The organism is Mesorhizobium sp. M0626 (assembly GCF_040320665.1).
Taxonomy (GTDB): Bacteria; Pseudomonadota; Alphaproteobacteria; order Rhizobiales; family Rhizobiaceae; genus Mesorhizobium.
This window is the reverse complement of the sequence record NZ_JAMYQD010000001.1, coordinates 244,496-257,336: the sequence shown is the minus strand read 5'-3', so window position 1 is coordinate 257,336 and position 12,841 is coordinate 244,496. Positions and strand designations below refer to the sequence as shown.

The following is a 12,841-nucleotide window of genomic DNA, read 5'->3' as shown; positions in this document are numbered from 1 at the left end:
GCCTGCCTATCTGTCGTCTGCGGGCCGGTATCGAGGAGACGACCGATGAGCGACAGAATCAGCACTCTGGACGAGCTTTTGAGCGATCCGATGGTCCTCCTCGTGATGGAGCGTGACCGCGTGCGCCCCGAACAGGTTCGCCTGCTGCTCGAACGTGCCCGCCGCCCGGCCGCCGACGAACCGTCGGTGCCGCCGGCGCATGTGGTGGCCAAGACCTGTTTGCAGCAATGGCTGGGAAGGTAAGGCTATGATCCTTCGTCGTCCTCGGGCTTGACCCGAGGATCCACGCCGTGACGTCGGCCGAAGTATGTCGCGGTCGAGAATGGCTTCCTTGCTCGACCCGTTTCGCCCAAACTCAATCTTGAACCGTCTTCATGCCATGGATGCAACGGCATGGATTCCAGGGTCTGCCCGACGTCGCTTCGCGACTGCTTCGCCCTAGAATGACGAAGGTAGGTTATGGCCGCCGAACATACCCCGGCCAATTCCTAACAACTTGATTCAAACTTTGTTGGTAATTTCTCGTTAGTAATCGAGGCCGGTTTGTCCGGCGGCGTCTGTTTGCCTTCGGTCTGTTGTGTTTTGCGTACAGGTCCAGATGCGGATTTCAGGCGTCGTCAGTTTCGTGTTGGCATCGCTGTGGCTTGCCGGCTGTTCGTCCACAGCGGGCGTCGATGGCTTGCAGCCGTCGAACGAGACGACCAGTTCGGTAGTGCGTCCGAGCGCGCCGGTCACAGCGGCTCCGGCGGAGACCGCCGACCTCGCGCCGATGCGGTCCGACATGGTGGCCGACAACGCTGTGGCCGACAATGCGCCGCCCTTTTCCATGGTCGAGGAAGAAGAGGCCATCGTCGCGGGCACGCCGCAGGGGAGCACCAGACCACAGCTCGAGCCCGCCGCTCTGATGTCTGCGCCGAAGCGGTTGACGCGCGCTGCGCCGGCCATGCTGGCCTCGCCGGTCACCCGCTACGGTTTTCGCGACGCCAAGCCGATCAATTTCGGCAAGGCTTCGCCACGCTACCTTGCCGTCCACGGCGTCGACGTCTCGCGCTGGCAGGGCAATGTCAACTGGGGCAAGCTGCGCGCCCAGGGCGCCAACTTCGCCTATATCAAGGCGACCGATGGCGGCGACCATCTCGACCCGATGTTCATGAAGAACTGGCGCAATGCCGACGCCGCCGGGCTGAAGCGCGGCGCCTATCATTTCTTCTACTGGTGCCGCACCGCGGGCGAGCAGGCCGACTGGTTCATCCGCAATGTGCCGAGGGTCGAAGGCGCGCTGCCACCGGTAATCGATGTCGAGTGGAACGGCGAATCTTCCTGCAAGCGGCGGCCGTCGCGGGCCACCGTGCTGGAAAAGATGAAGGTGTTCATGGACAAGCTGGAGCGCCATTACGGCCAGCGGCCCATCATCTACACCGCACCGGATTTCTATCGCGACAATCTCAAGGGTGCGTTTCTCGATTATCCGTTCTGGCTGCGCGCCGTGGCGCGGCATCCCTCAAAAGTCTATCCCGGCCGCAAATGGCTGTTCTGGCAGTACTCCGGCTCCGGCCTGTCGCACGGCGTGACCGGCCGCATCGACCTCAACGTCTTCCATGGCGACGAGCGCGCCTGGCGGGCATGGGCAGGCGGGCAGACGACCGTCGCCGACGCCGACTGAACGTCAGGCCGGTGCCGGTGCGCCTGCGCTGCCTGCCGCTGCGCCTTGGGTTGAATTTTCAGAGTCTCGCTAACGATCCGCTCACTGTGTCCTTTAGCGGTATCGCAACAGCCTTCCGGTAACGTGCCCGTGATCGGGTTTCGGAGGGGTCCATGCGCAATCCAGTTGTGGCTGTCGCTCTTGCCGCCGCTGTCGGCTACGGGTTTTTCAGCTCGCTCGGCCACATGCCGGGCGGAAGTGGCACTTCGCTGGCCGAGTCGAAGCAGAACGTCGTGTCCTATTCCACCGAGGACAATGCGATGCAGGCCGCCAAGGACAGCGGCCGCTCGACCCTCAAGCGCTTCCACGAACTGATGGACGCCGGCACACCCGGCACCTACACGGTAAAATTCCCGCTGACCCAGAACGGCGCCACCGAGCATATCTGGCTGCAGCTGGTCGGCTACAGCGACGGCTCCTATATCGGCCTGCTCGCCGACGTCCCGGTCAATGGCAACAAGTACAAGATGGGCGACAGGATGACGGTGACCGAGGCCGACGTCGAGGACTGGATGATCAAGAACGGCAAGGTGATCTATGGCGGCTACACCACGCGCCAGGCGCTTGCGGATATGCCGAAGGAACAGGTTGCAAGATACGGGTTGACCTTCAAGGACTGAGGGTTGAGGCGGGGGCGAGTTTTATCGCGGTGCCTAGAGGGCTGTCGCGCTTTTCGCGTTCGCGTATCTCTGCCGTCTGCGCCAGCACCCAGTCGCGAAACACCTTGATTTTGGGCGCGTTGCGGCGGCTCTCCAGATGCACCAGCCAATAGCCGTCGCCGTCCGATCCAAGCACGCCGAATGGCTGTATCAACTGGCCCTTTTCCAACAGGGCGCTGTAAAGGTTTTTGGTCAGGATCGCGGCGCCCTTGTCGGTCAGCGCCGCCATCGCATCATAGGCCTGCGTACCCAGTTTCGGGCCAGCGATGACGCGATCGGGCTCGAACGGCACGCCGGCAGCCTTGAACCAGATTTCCCACCAGGGATCGTCGGCACAGCATAGCGGCAGTTGGTAGAGATCCTCGGGGCGGTGGATGCCGCCGACGCTTTCGGCGAGTCTCGGGCTGAGCATCGGCGTATAGTCCGCCTTGAACAGATAGTGAGCCGTCAGGCCCGGCCATTTTCCACTGCCGGTGCGAATGCCGACATCCATGTCGCCGCGCGTGAAATCGACCAGCCCGTGCGATGTATTCACCTTCACGGCAAGATCGGGATGCATCAGCTGGAATGTTCCAAGCCATACGGCCAGCCAGTTCGATGCGAAGGTTTCCATGGTCGTCACCGACAGCACGCCGGTCGCTCCACCCTTGGTGGCGACCCATGCGTCGGCCAGGGTCGAGAACGCGCCTGTTGCGTGCGGCGCCAGCTGCTGTCCGGCCTCGGTCAGCGCGATCTGCCTTGTTTTTCTTATGAAAAGCGGCGTTCCGGCACGTTCTTCCAGCACCTTTATCTGATAGCTGGCAGCTGATTGGGTCATGCCGAGTTCTTCGGCTGCCTTGGTGAAACTGCCCAGCCGGGCCGCGGCTTCAAAGACCCTGATGGCTCCTAATGGTGGTAGTTCCCAGCTCATGACGCATCAATCCCGCTGATGCATACTACGCGACGTTCGATTGGAAACCAAGCCCGGAAAACGGCATGCTGCATTCATCGGATCAAACCCTGAGGATACGGCAATGACCACCACCATCGCTCTCTACAACACGCTTCGCCGCCCGGTGCTCGACCTCTTCACCGCGCCGTTCAGGCCTCGCAAGCGCGGCTTGCTCGACCGCCGCTCGCTGTCGGATCATTTCCTCAGGGATATCGGTATGCTTGACGGACGCGTGCCTCCCGGCACCATTGGCTAAGCAAGCTCTTTGACCAGGGGAGGGAAAGATGACTGTGCCATCCGAGGATCTGGCGAAGAGCCGCCAAACGATCAACGCCTATGAGGACTATGCCGAACGCTACGACGCTCTGGTGCGGCACGTTCCGAACCAAAGAGAACAGAAATGGCTGAAGCGCCTGGTGAAGATCGCCGGCAAAGGTGGCCGGATTCTGGAAGTCGGTTCGGGGCCCGGATACGATGCGGACTTCGTCGAAGGGCTCGGTGTCCAGGTTCGGCGCACAGACGCAACGAAGCGGTTTCTCGAGTTGCAGGCCGCACGCGGCAAGCATGGTGAGTTTCTCGATCTCATCACCGACGATCTCGGCGGCCCCTACGACGCGGTGCTCGCATTGTGCGTCCTGATCCACGTGCCGCGCGAGCAGGCCGACCAGGTGCTTGCCAAGATTGCCGGGTCGTTGCGGCCGGGCGGCGCCTTCCTCGTCTCGATGCGCATTGGCGATGGCGAGAAGAGCGGCGAATATCATACGGTCTACTGGCGCAGGGACGACTTCGCGGCCCGCCTTGAAAACGCCGGGCTGGTTCTTGTCGGAGACGAATTCAACGTCGGCCGCGATCGCGAAGAGTGGACCACCTTTCTGGCTGTGAGGCCGTCATGACGCGCCGCGGACTGTTTTTGTTCGTGCTGCTCAGCCTCCTGTGGGGCATTCCCTATTTGTTGATCAAGCTGGCGGTTGCCGAGGTGTCGGTGCCCTTCCTGGTCTTTGCCCGAACAGCCGTCGGCGCCCTGGCGCTGCTGCCCTTCGTCCTTGTCCAGCGCAGTTTCGGATGGCTGAAGACACATTGGCCGGCGGTCGCCGCATTCTGTCAGGTCGAGATGATCCTGCCATGGGGCCTGATCACCCATGGCGAAGTCAGCATCGACAGTTCCACCGCCGGACTGCTGATTGCCATGACGCCGGCGGTAACCGTCGCGCTCTCAAAGCTGATGGGCTCGGATGAGCGGCTGGGGATACGCCGCTGGACCGGTCTTTTCCTCGGTTTTGCCGGTGTCTTCGTGCTGGCGCTGCCGACCTTGGGTGGCGGATTTCTCGCGGTCGTCGAGATTCTCATGGCCGCGGCCTGCTATGCCTCGGGTTCGATCATCGCGTCGCGCTGGCTGAACGATGTGCCGGCAACCTCGCTGACGGCAGTCTGTCTGGCAGGGGCCGCGCTGATCTACGCCGTGCCGGCGGCGTTGGCCTGGCCGGCGGCCATGCCGTCGACAACGGTGGTTGGCGCAATCCTCGGTCTTGGCGTGTTTTGCACGGCGATCGCCTTCGCCACCTATTTCTGCTGGTGCGGGAGATCGGCCCCGAACGGGCGGTCGTCATAACCTATGTGGCGCCCGCCGTCTCCGTGGCAGCCGGCGTGCTCGTCCTTTCAGAGCCGCTCGATATCGGCATTGTAGCGGCTTTCGCGCTCATCCTGTGCGGATCATATCTCGGCACGTGGCGCGCTCCGCCAGAACCGTCCGTGTCCGCGACCTCGGCAAGTTGACCGGCGGCCGCCAGCCGCCGTCAGAAATAAGGTCGCAGGTTCTCGCGAATGCGGTCCAGCACCGTCTTTCCCGAGATATCGGCGGTGAAGGTCTTGCCGGTGATGGTCTCAAAGGCCTGCGTGTAAACCCGCGATGTCTGCTCGATGAGCTCGGCGGGGATTTTCGGAATACGATCCTTGTAGGGATCGCAGCGCGCGGTCACCCAGGCGCGAATAAAGTCCTTGTCGAAACTTTGCGGCCGCTCGCCTGCCTTGAAACGCTCTTCATAGGTTGCCGCAAGCCAGTAGCGGCTTGAGTCGGGCGTATGGATTTCATCGGCAAGGATGATGGTGCCATCCTTGTTCGTGCCGAACTCATATTTGGTGTCGACCAGGATCAGGCCGCGCTTCGCGGCCAACGCTTTGCCGCGCGCAAACAGCGCCAGCGCATAGCGCGAGACTGTGTCCCATTGCTCTTCCGATAACAGGCCGCGCGTCAGGATCTCGTCGCGCGTCAAGGGCTCGTCATGACCGCCATCGAGCGCCTTGCTGGTCGGCGTGATGATGGCCTGCGGCAGCTTCTCATTGTCGCGCAGCCCGTCCGGCAGGCGGATGCCGTACATATCGCGTTCGCCGTTCTTGTATTTCGTCAGCACCGAAGTGCTGGTGGTGCCGGCGAGATAGTCGCGAACAACGATTTCCACCGGCAGAATGTCGAGCCTGGTGCCGACAACGACATTGGGGTCGGGATAATCGAGCACATGGTTTTGGCAGATGTCCGCCGTTTCCTCGAACCAGTAGCGCGCCGTCTGCGTCAGCAGCTCTCCCTTGAGAGGTATTGCGGTCAGGATCACATCGAAGGCGCTCAGCCGGTCGGTGGCGATGATGATGCGGCGGCCATCCGGCAGATCGTAATTCTCGCGGACCTTGCCTTTGTAGTGGTTCGGGAGTTCCGGAATGAAGGCATCCGAGAGAACGCGCAGTGCTGTCATCCTGGTCTCATGGCTCCTAACAGTTTGGGCGACTCTTAACAAAGTTGAGGGGGCTTCGATACCCGAGGAAGGGCGGTTCGTCCTTCGCGAATAATCAAGACATTGCCTTCGCCGTGCTATCTATTCGCAGCTTCCGACACTCCTGGGGGACGCGGTGGACGTAGAGCTCAAATTTCTGATTGTCGGATTTGCCTGCGCGATCGCGGGCGGTCTGTCGTTCATCACTTTCGTCAAATGGCGCGAGGTGCAGGCGATGAGCCACTGGCTGCCGGCGCCGGGCAAGATCATCTCGTCGCGCGTCGAGGCGCGTGAAGTCAGAAGGTCGGGCGTCGGCTCGGACAGCAGCGACACCACCGAGATGCGCAATTTTCCGGCGATCACCTTCGAATACAAGGTCGGTAAAAAGAAATTTCAAAGCTCGCGCTACAGCGTGAAGGAGAATCTGGGGAATTTCGAAGTCACCGAAACCCTGGCGCAGTTTCCCACCGGCGCTGAAGTGACCGTCTTCTACAATCCGGCCGATCCGGGCAAGGCCGTGATCGAACGCACCCTGCCGGACGGCGCCTTCAAGTTCATGGTCAAGCTCTCGGCCGGGCTGGTGATCGGCACGGTGGTGCTGGTGTTTTCGCTCGGTGGCGTGCTGGAGGCGATCCGGCCGCACCTGCCCAAGCCGCAGAACCTCGGCGCCGGAGCGCTGCTGCTGTTCATGGGCCTGATGATCCTGCGCATGGCCTTCGTCCAGAAGTCGCTTGCCGAGCAGGCGGCAAAATGGCCGGTCGCGCCCGGCCGCATCGATTCCTCCGGTCTGCAGGCGCTACGAAACTACAGCGGCCACCGACGCTGGAGCACCGTTTTCAAATCCCGCATCGTGTACAGCTACGGCGTCGCAGGCCAGCACTACACCTCAGACCGCGTCACCTTCGGCGCCACGGTCACCGCTTCAATGCCCGGCCTCGTCAGCAGCCAGGCGCGCAGCTATGCCGAGGGCGGCAAGGTCGACGTGCATTACGACCCAGCCAACCCCGCCTCGGCAGTGCTCGAATGCAGGGTGCGCGGGCTTTGGCTGCTGTGGGTCTGTTCGGCCGCGTTTCTGGGCGGCGCGGCTTGGCTGGTCGGTTTTATCTGAGGCGCCCACTTTCATGACAAGACATCCAATGATCGTCCGCAGGCTGGCCGTCGTTTGCCTGGCTCTGCTCGGCGCCGTGCAGGCAGCGAGCGCAAAAGAATGTCTGCTCAGCCATGCCACCTACCGCGAGCCGCGTTCGGGCGCGGTGATGCAATTCCGGCCGCTGAACAATGAGCCGGCGGCACTGACGGCCGAAGTGTTTTCGGTGACCGTGCCCAACACCGACACGCGCTTGCCGGCCGACATCACCTGGACCAATGGCAAAAATTCGTTTCCGCTCGGCACCATCCGCCATGCCTGCACCGACGACGACCGCGAAGCGGGGCTGGAGGACGGCAGCGGGATGTGCCGGATATGGACTGGCCAGGTCTATGCCTTGACCGGAGGCGGAGCCGAGCAGCTGAATTCACGCGAAGCGACACCGGCGCCGAAAGGCTGTTGCTGCCCGATTTCGGCGCGGGCTTCACCGAATTTGCCGATTTCGCCAATGCCAATCCGGACGGCTCGGCGTGGGACGCCTTCACATTGACAGGATGCAGCGATGAATAGCGCCATGAGACCGATTGTCTGGATATGCACGCTGTTTGCCTCGGCGACGATATCAGCCGCAGCGCGGGCGGACGAGCCGGCGCCATCCCGCCCGCCGATCGACAAATGCGTCTGGGAAAAGCTGGCCGACAAGACGATTGGGCTGGCCGCCTGGGTGCAGCGCTGCGATTTCGGCTTCCGCCAGATCCATTTCGAATTCGTCGACAACGCACTCGCCATCAAATACAGCGATGGCAGCGCGCCCGATCCGCTGATCGAGGTGTTCGACATCAAATCAGGCGAAACCGCCGAGGCCGCGGTGTTGCGCCTGTTGCTGGAAAAGACCGACAAATCAGTCAGCGCCCGCTGCGTGCTGACGCCCTACACCGAGGGCACCGTGCCCACCGGCGTCAAACGCTACACATTCAGCCCCGACGCCGCCTATTCCAAAGAGCTGAAAGCGCTTGCCAATGACGAAGTTCCCGAACCGCCCTGCGGCGACTGGGGCGAAATGCCGGATGGTATTCAGTATTTCGAGGCGCCGGCGGGTGAGGGGCGGAGGGTGCTGTTCGTTCGGGCGGGGCAGGACGAGCCGCTGTTCGACGATCAAACGCTGCGGGTGCCGGGATAGGATGTTGTCCTGAAGGGCTACCGCTTATGCCTCTACGTATTCCGCGAGACTGATTCCTTTGGGCACCTCCAGCCCATCGGCACGCAAGCCCTCGATGTGAAAGCGTATAGCGTCGCGAATTTCGATTTCTACTTCTGGCACGGTAGCACCAGTTGCGATGCAGCCGGGTAGGTCCGGCACATAGGCAGAGAAATTGTTGCCTGCTTTTTCAATCACCACCGCGTAACGCATATAGTCACTCCTTCAAACCGGACTGCTTGAGGATGCTGTTCAGTGTTCCTGGCGCAACCTCTTCAGACGGTTTGCCGGCCACGGTGACGCGGCCGGCTTTGGTTTTGTGCTTATATTGGCGATGGCTGCCCTTGGTTGCAACCAGATACCAACCGTCGGTCTCCAGCAGGCGAATGACTTCGCGGACTGTAAGCCGAGGCGGCATGAGTTCTCAGCTGCACCCGCTCGTCGATCCACAAGTATCGCACTTCTCGCAGGTTCCGTTCCGCACCATGGTGAAGTTGTGGCATTCCGAGCATTCGTTGCCGGTGTAGCCTTGCATCAAGGATTGCTGACGCCGCGTGGAGGCAAGCGCCTTTGCCTCGGCCGCTTCTTTCGCTGCTTCGTCGGTGAACAAACCGGTGGGGTCGGCTGCCTCCTCGGAAACAATATCTTCGACCAATTCCTTGGCTCGCTCCTCATAGTCGCGCTTGTAGGCGATGGCTTCGTCGCTTGCTGGTTTAAGCGCCAGCACATTGGAGCCTGAGAACGCAGTTGGGGTGACCCGGGCAGGGGCCGCGGCAGGTGATCCGGCAAAACCCTTGGGTTCGCCACCTAGGCCAGACACCAACTTGACCGGCGAGGCGCCGCGGGTAAGGCCCTTCGAGAACGGCGTCGCCTTGCCTTCGTTGATGCCGCGTCCGAGCGCCGTCTTGTCGAAATCCGACTGGTCGACATGGGCGAGGTCGTGGCGGCCGAGGTAGGACACGGCGAGTTCGCGGAACACGTAGTCGAGGATCGACGTCGCATTCTTGATCGCGTCGTTGCCCTGCACCATGCCGGCCGGCTCGAATTTGGTGAAGGTGAAGGCCTCGACAAATTCCTCGAGCGGCACGCCATATTGCAAGCCAAGCGAGATGGCGATGGCGAAGTTGTTCATCATCGCCCGGAAAGCGGCGCCTTCTTTGTGCATGTCGATGAAGATCTCGCCGATGCGGCCGTCGTCGAATTCGCCCGTGCGCAGGTAGACCTTGTGGCCGCCGACGACTGCCTTCTGGGTGTAGCCCTTGCGGCGATTCGGCAGTTTTTCACGATCGCGGTAGAGGCGTTCGATGACGCGCTCGACGATCTTCTCGGTGACCTGCACGGCACGCTGTGAAGCGGGCGCCGCGATCAACTGCTCGACCGCATCGTCCTCGTCGTCCTCGCTGTCGGCGAGCAGCGACGAATTGAGCGGCTGCGACAGCTTCGAGCCGTCGCGATAGAGCGCGTTGGCCTTCAGCGCCAGCTTCCACGACAGCATGTAGGCGCCCTTGGCGTCTTCCACCGTCGCATCGTTGGGCATGTTGATGGTCTTGGAGATGGCGCCGGAGATGAAAGGCTGTGCCGCCGCCATCATCTGGATGTGGCTGTTGATGGACAGCGAGCGCTTGCCGATCTTGCCGCACGGGCTGGCGCAGTCGAACACCGCGAGATGCTCGGCCTTGAGGAAGGGCGCGCCTTCCAGCGTCATCGCACCGCAGACATGGATGTTGGCGGCTTCGATGTCCTTCCTGGAGAAGCCGAGCGCCGGCAGCATCTCGAACGAGAAGTCGTTGAGCTGCTCGTCGGTGAAGCCGAACGTCTCCTTCACCCAGTCGGCGCCGAGCGTCCACTGGTTGAAGACGAACTTGATGTCGAAGGCCGACTTCAGTGCTGCATTGAGCGCCGCGATCTTGTCGTCGGTGAAGCCCTTCGCCTTGAGCGAGCCGGGGTTGACCGCCGGCGCCTGGTTCATGTTGCCGTGACCGACCGCATAGGCCTCGATCTCGGCGATCTGGCTTTCTGAGTAACCCAGTGTGCGCAGCGCTTCCGGCACGGCGCGGTTGATGATCTTGAAATAGCCGCCGCCGGCAAGCTTCTTGAACTTCACCAGCGCGAAGTCGGGCTCGATGCCGGTGGTATCGCAATCCATGACGAGACCGATCGTGCCGGTCGGCGCAATCACGGTCGCCTGCGCGTTGCGGTAGCCATGCTCCTCGCCGAGTTCGATGGCGCGGTCCCAGGCAGCCTTGGCGTGCGCGGCCAGTTCCTGCTGCTTCAGGTCGGACGCGACCAGCGGCACCGGATTGACGGCGAGCTTCTCGTAGCCCTGCTTTTCGCCATAGGCGGCACGGCGATGGTTGCGCATGACGCGCAGCATGTTCTGCGCATTGCGGTCGTAATCGGCGAAGGCGCCGAGCTCGCCGGCCATCTCGGCCGAGGTGGCATAGGCAGTGCCGGTCATGATGGCGGTGAGCGCTGCGCAGATGGCGCGGCCCTCGTCGGAATCATAGGGGATGCCGGACGTCATCAGCAGGCCGCCAATGTTGGCATAGCCGAGGCCGAGCGTGCGGTATTCGTAGGACTGCTTGGCGATCTCCTTCGACGGGAACTGCGCCATCATCACCGAGATTTCGAGGACGACGGTCCACAGCCGCACCGTGTGCTCATAGGCGGCGATGTCGATCGTGCCGTCGGCATTGCGGTAAGGCAGCAGGTTGATCGAGGCCAGGTTGCAGGCCGTGTCGTCGAGGAACATGTATTCCGAGCACGGGTTGGAGGCCCGGATCGCACCGGCCGAAGCGCAGGTGTGCCAGTCGTTCATCGTCGTGTTGAAATGCAGGCCCGGATCGGCCGAAGCCCAGGCGGCGTAGCCGATCTTTTCCCAGAGGTCGCGTGCCTTCAGCGTCTTCAGCACCTTGCCGTCCTTGCGGGCGGTCAGATGCCAGTCGGCGTCGTCCTCGACGGCGCGCAGGAAGTTGTCCTTCAGCGACACCGAATTGTTGGAGTTCTGGCCGGAAACGGTGAGGTAGGCGTCGGAATCCCAGTCGGTGTCGTAGGTCTTGAACGACATCGCGGTGTAGCCCTGCTTGGCGAACTGGATGACGCGGTAGATGTAGTTCTCCGGCACGGCCGACTTCTTGGCCGCCTTGATCTCGCGCTTCAGCGCGGTGTTGATCGACGGGTCGAAGCAATCGTCATCATGGCCTTCGCAATTGATGCAGGCCTTCATGATCGCTTCGAGATGTTTTTTCACGATCTTGGAGCCGGTGACCAGCGACGCCACCTTCTGCTCTTCATTGACCTTCCAGTCGATGAATTCCTCGATATCGGGATGGTCGGCGTCGACAATGACCATCTTGGCCGCACGACGCGTGGTGCCGCCCGACTTGATTGCGCCCGCCGCGCGGTCGCCGATCTTGAGGAAGCTCATCAGGCCGGACGAACGGCCGCCGCCCGACAGCTTTTCGCCTTCGCCGCGCAGCATGGAGAAATTGGAGCCGGTGCCCGAGCCGTATTTGAACAGGCGCGCTTCGCGCACCCACAGGTCCATGATGCCGCCTTCGTTGACGAGATCGTCCTGCACGCCCTGGATGAAACAGGCATGCGGCTGCGGATGCTCGTAGGAGGACTTCGACTTGGTCAGCTTGCCGGTAAACGGGTCGACATAATAGTGGCCCTGGCTCGGACCATCGATGCCGTAGGCCCAGTGCAGACCGGTGTTGAACCATTGCGGCGAGTTCGGCGCAACGCGCTGGGTGGCGAGCATATAGGCGAGTTCGTCGCGGAAGGCGCTCGCGTCTTCTTCCGACTTGAAGTAGCCGCCCTTGTAGCCCCAATAGGTCCAGGTGCCGGCCAGCCGGTCGAAGACCTGGCGGGCGTCGATTTCGGAACCGTAGCGCTCGGCTTCCGGCAGCTTGGCAAGCTCGGCCTCGTCGGCGACGGAGCGCCACAGGAAGGAGGGGACGTCGTTCTCCTCGACCTTCTTCAGGCGCGCGGGCACGCCGGCCTTGCGGAAATACTTCTGCGCCAGGATGTCGGCGGCAACCTGCGAGAACTGCGCCGGCACATCGATATTGTCCAAGCGGAACACCACCGAGCCGTCCGGATTCTTGATCTCCGAAAGCGCCTTGCGGAATTCGATCTCCGCGTAAGCTGATTGGCCTGGCTTGGTGAAACGACGCTCGATGCGCATTGGTCCGGTCCCTTTTGTCTATATATAGCGCTTTTCCCCGGGGATTTCTGCCCCCAATGCGAAACGCGCATGTCCGCCGTCTGCCGGCGTTCGAAAACACCGGCTCTCCTTGTGGCAGTCTTCGTCGCCTTGCTGGTCGAGCTTCTTACGATGCCGCTGTTCCAACTCTGCGCCGAACCCTGCGGGTCCCTCAAAACTGAATTTTTCCTCGATTCCCTCGACCGAGGAAATTCACACTATCTAGCGTCGAACCTGCCTGCAAACACTAAATATAGTGTTAACAGACAATTTATTCCAGTCCGACAAATCTCCC

At 61.9% G+C, this 12,841-nt stretch carries 14 protein-coding genes; 9 read left to right on the top strand and 5 right to left on the bottom strand.

Features of this window, described 5'->3' with window-relative positions:
* Positions 1 to 45 precede the first annotated feature (45 nt).
* The 3 genes from NKI37_RS01335 to NKI37_RS01325 all read left to right on the top strand — a co-directional run bounded on the left by NKI37_RS01335 (position 46) and on the right by NKI37_RS01325 (position 2,322).
* Positions 46 to 243: a hypothetical protein gene (locus tag NKI37_RS01335; protein WP_023711466.1), complete on the top strand. Its 198-nt coding sequence runs from the start codon at positions 46 to 48 to the stop codon at positions 241 to 243.
* 355 nt (positions 244 to 598) lie between these two features.
* Positions 599 to 1,663: a glycoside hydrolase family 25 protein gene (locus NKI37_RS01330; protein ID WP_352459414.1), complete on the top strand. Its 1,065-nt coding sequence runs from the start codon at positions 599 to 601 to the stop codon at positions 1,661 to 1,663.
* A gap of 152 nt (positions 1,664 to 1,815) precedes the next feature.
* The gene (locus tag NKI37_RS01325; protein WP_023711464.1) at positions 1,816 to 2,322 is read left to right on the top strand and encodes a DUF2314 domain-containing protein; all 507 of its coding nucleotides are present in this window, start codon (positions 1,816 to 1,818) and stop codon (positions 2,320 to 2,322) included.
* Here NKI37_RS01325 and NKI37_RS01320 read toward each other — a convergent pair.
* Positions 2,312 to 3,271: a LysR family transcriptional regulator gene (locus tag NKI37_RS01320; RefSeq protein WP_023711463.1), complete on the bottom strand. Its 960-nt coding sequence runs from the start codon at positions 3,269 to 3,271 to the stop codon at positions 2,312 to 2,314. The two genes, NKI37_RS01325 and NKI37_RS01320, sit on opposite strands and share 11 nt — an antisense overlap.
* 103 nt (positions 3,272 to 3,374) lie before the next feature.
* Between NKI37_RS01320 and NKI37_RS01315 the strand changes: the two genes are divergently transcribed.
* The 3 genes from NKI37_RS01315 to NKI37_RS01305 are packed head-to-tail and all read left to right on the top strand — an operon-like array spanning position 3,375 to position 4,901.
* The gene (locus NKI37_RS01315; RefSeq protein WP_023669054.1) at positions 3,375 to 3,548 is read left to right on the top strand and encodes a hypothetical protein; all 174 of its coding nucleotides are present in this window, start codon (positions 3,375 to 3,377) and stop codon (positions 3,546 to 3,548) included.
* Positions 3,549 to 3,576: 28 nt separating this feature from the next.
* Positions 3,577 to 4,185 carry a class I SAM-dependent DNA methyltransferase gene (locus tag NKI37_RS01310; protein ID WP_023669053.1) on the top strand — a complete coding sequence of 203 codons (609 nt, stop codon included), beginning with the start codon at positions 3,577 to 3,579 and terminating at the stop codon, positions 4,183 to 4,185.
* A complete protein-coding gene (locus NKI37_RS01305; RefSeq protein ID WP_352788315.1) occupies positions 4,182 to 4,901 on the top strand; it encodes a DMT family transporter in 720 nt (239 codons plus the stop codon). The genes NKI37_RS01310 and NKI37_RS01305 overlap by 4 nt, the downstream gene beginning before the upstream one ends.
* A 184-nt stretch (positions 4,902 to 5,085) precedes the next feature.
* Here the strand turns inward: NKI37_RS01305 and NKI37_RS01300 are convergent, their stop codons facing one another.
* Positions 5,086 to 6,027 carry a phosphoribosylaminoimidazolesuccinocarboxamide synthase gene (locus NKI37_RS01300; RefSeq protein ID WP_023669051.1) on the bottom strand — a complete coding sequence of 314 codons (942 nt, stop codon included), beginning with the start codon at positions 6,025 to 6,027 and terminating at the stop codon, positions 5,086 to 5,088.
* Between the two features lie 163 nt (positions 6,028 to 6,190).
* Here NKI37_RS01300 and NKI37_RS01295 point away from each other — a divergent pair, with 163 nt between their 5' ends.
* From NKI37_RS01295 to NKI37_RS01285, 3 genes are read left to right on the top strand one after another with little or no spacing between them, the layout of a single operon-like run.
* Positions 6,191 to 7,162, top strand: a complete 972-nt coding sequence (locus NKI37_RS01295; RefSeq protein ID WP_023669050.1) for a DUF3592 domain-containing protein — start codon at positions 6,191 to 6,193, stop codon at positions 7,160 to 7,162.
* A 13-nt stretch (positions 7,163 to 7,175) separates the two neighbouring features.
* Entirely contained in the window at positions 7,176 to 7,691 is a 516-nt protein-coding gene (locus tag NKI37_RS01290; protein WP_245272087.1) for a hypothetical protein, read from the top strand.
* A 24-nt stretch (positions 7,692 to 7,715) separates the two neighbouring features.
* Positions 7,716 to 8,321, top strand: coding sequence for a hypothetical protein (locus tag NKI37_RS01285; RefSeq protein ID WP_245272086.1), 606 nt, complete (start codon positions 7,716 to 7,718; stop codon positions 8,319 to 8,321).
* A 24-nt stretch (positions 8,322 to 8,345) separates the two neighbouring features.
* On the opposite strand, the gene NKI37_RS01280 is transcribed toward NKI37_RS01285, so the two are convergent.
* From NKI37_RS01280 to NKI37_RS01270, 3 genes are read right to left on the bottom strand one after another with little or no spacing between them, the layout of a single operon-like run.
* Complete coding sequence (locus NKI37_RS01280; RefSeq protein WP_023669048.1) at positions 8,346 to 8,552, bottom strand: type II toxin-antitoxin system HicB family antitoxin; 207 nt, start codon at positions 8,550 to 8,552, stop codon at positions 8,346 to 8,348.
* 4 nt (positions 8,553 to 8,556) lie between these two features.
* Entirely contained in the window at positions 8,557 to 8,757 is a 201-nt protein-coding gene (locus tag NKI37_RS01275) for a type II toxin-antitoxin system HicA family toxin (RefSeq protein WP_023669047.1), read from the bottom strand.
* A 6-nt stretch (positions 8,758 to 8,763) separates the two neighbouring features.
* Positions 8,764 to 12,528 carry a vitamin B12-dependent ribonucleotide reductase gene (locus NKI37_RS01270; RefSeq protein WP_023711452.1) on the bottom strand — a complete coding sequence of 1,255 codons (3,765 nt, stop codon included), beginning with the start codon at positions 12,526 to 12,528 and terminating at the stop codon, positions 8,764 to 8,766.
* Positions 12,529 to 12,841: the final 313 nt, after the last annotated feature.

What these genes read in the sequence shown, in the direction of transcription:
- NKI37_RS01335 (WP_023711466.1), top strand. Translation starts at nt 46, where the DNA reads ATGAGCGACAGAATCAGCACTCTGGACGAGCTTTTGAGCGATCCGATG.
- NKI37_RS01330 (WP_352459414.1), top strand. Translation starts at nt 599, where the DNA reads ATGCGGATTTCAGGCGTCGTCAGTTTCGTGTTGGCATCGCTGTGGCTT.
- NKI37_RS01325 (WP_023711464.1), top strand. Translation starts at nt 1,816, where the DNA reads ATGCGCAATCCAGTTGTGGCTGTCGCTCTTGCCGCCGCTGTCGGCTAC.
- NKI37_RS01320 (WP_023711463.1), bottom strand. Translation starts at nt 3,271, where the DNA reads ATGAGCTGGGAACTACCACCATTAGGAGCCATCAGGGTCTTTGAAGCC.
- NKI37_RS01315 (WP_023669054.1), top strand. Translation starts at nt 3,375, where the DNA reads ATGACCACCACCATCGCTCTCTACAACACGCTTCGCCGCCCGGTGCTC.
- NKI37_RS01310 (WP_023669053.1), top strand. Translation starts at nt 3,577, where the DNA reads ATGACTGTGCCATCCGAGGATCTGGCGAAGAGCCGCCAAACGATCAAC.
- NKI37_RS01305 (WP_352788315.1), top strand. Translation starts at nt 4,182, where the DNA reads ATGACGCGCCGCGGACTGTTTTTGTTCGTGCTGCTCAGCCTCCTGTGG.
- NKI37_RS01290 (WP_245272087.1), top strand. Translation starts at nt 7,176, where the DNA reads ATGACAAGACATCCAATGATCGTCCGCAGGCTGGCCGTCGTTTGCCTG.
- NKI37_RS01285 (WP_245272086.1), top strand. Translation starts at nt 7,716, where the DNA reads ATGAGACCGATTGTCTGGATATGCACGCTGTTTGCCTCGGCGACGATA.
- NKI37_RS01280 (WP_023669048.1), bottom strand. Translation starts at nt 8,552, where the DNA reads ATGCGTTACGCGGTGGTGATTGAAAAAGCAGGCAACAATTTCTCTGCC.
- NKI37_RS01275 (WP_023669047.1), bottom strand. Translation starts at nt 8,757, where the DNA reads ATGCCGCCTCGGCTTACAGTCCGCGAAGTCATTCGCCTGCTGGAGACC.
- NKI37_RS01270 (WP_023711452.1), bottom strand. Translation starts at nt 12,528, where the DNA reads ATGCGCATCGAGCGTCGTTTCACCAAGCCAGGCCAATCAGCTTACGCG.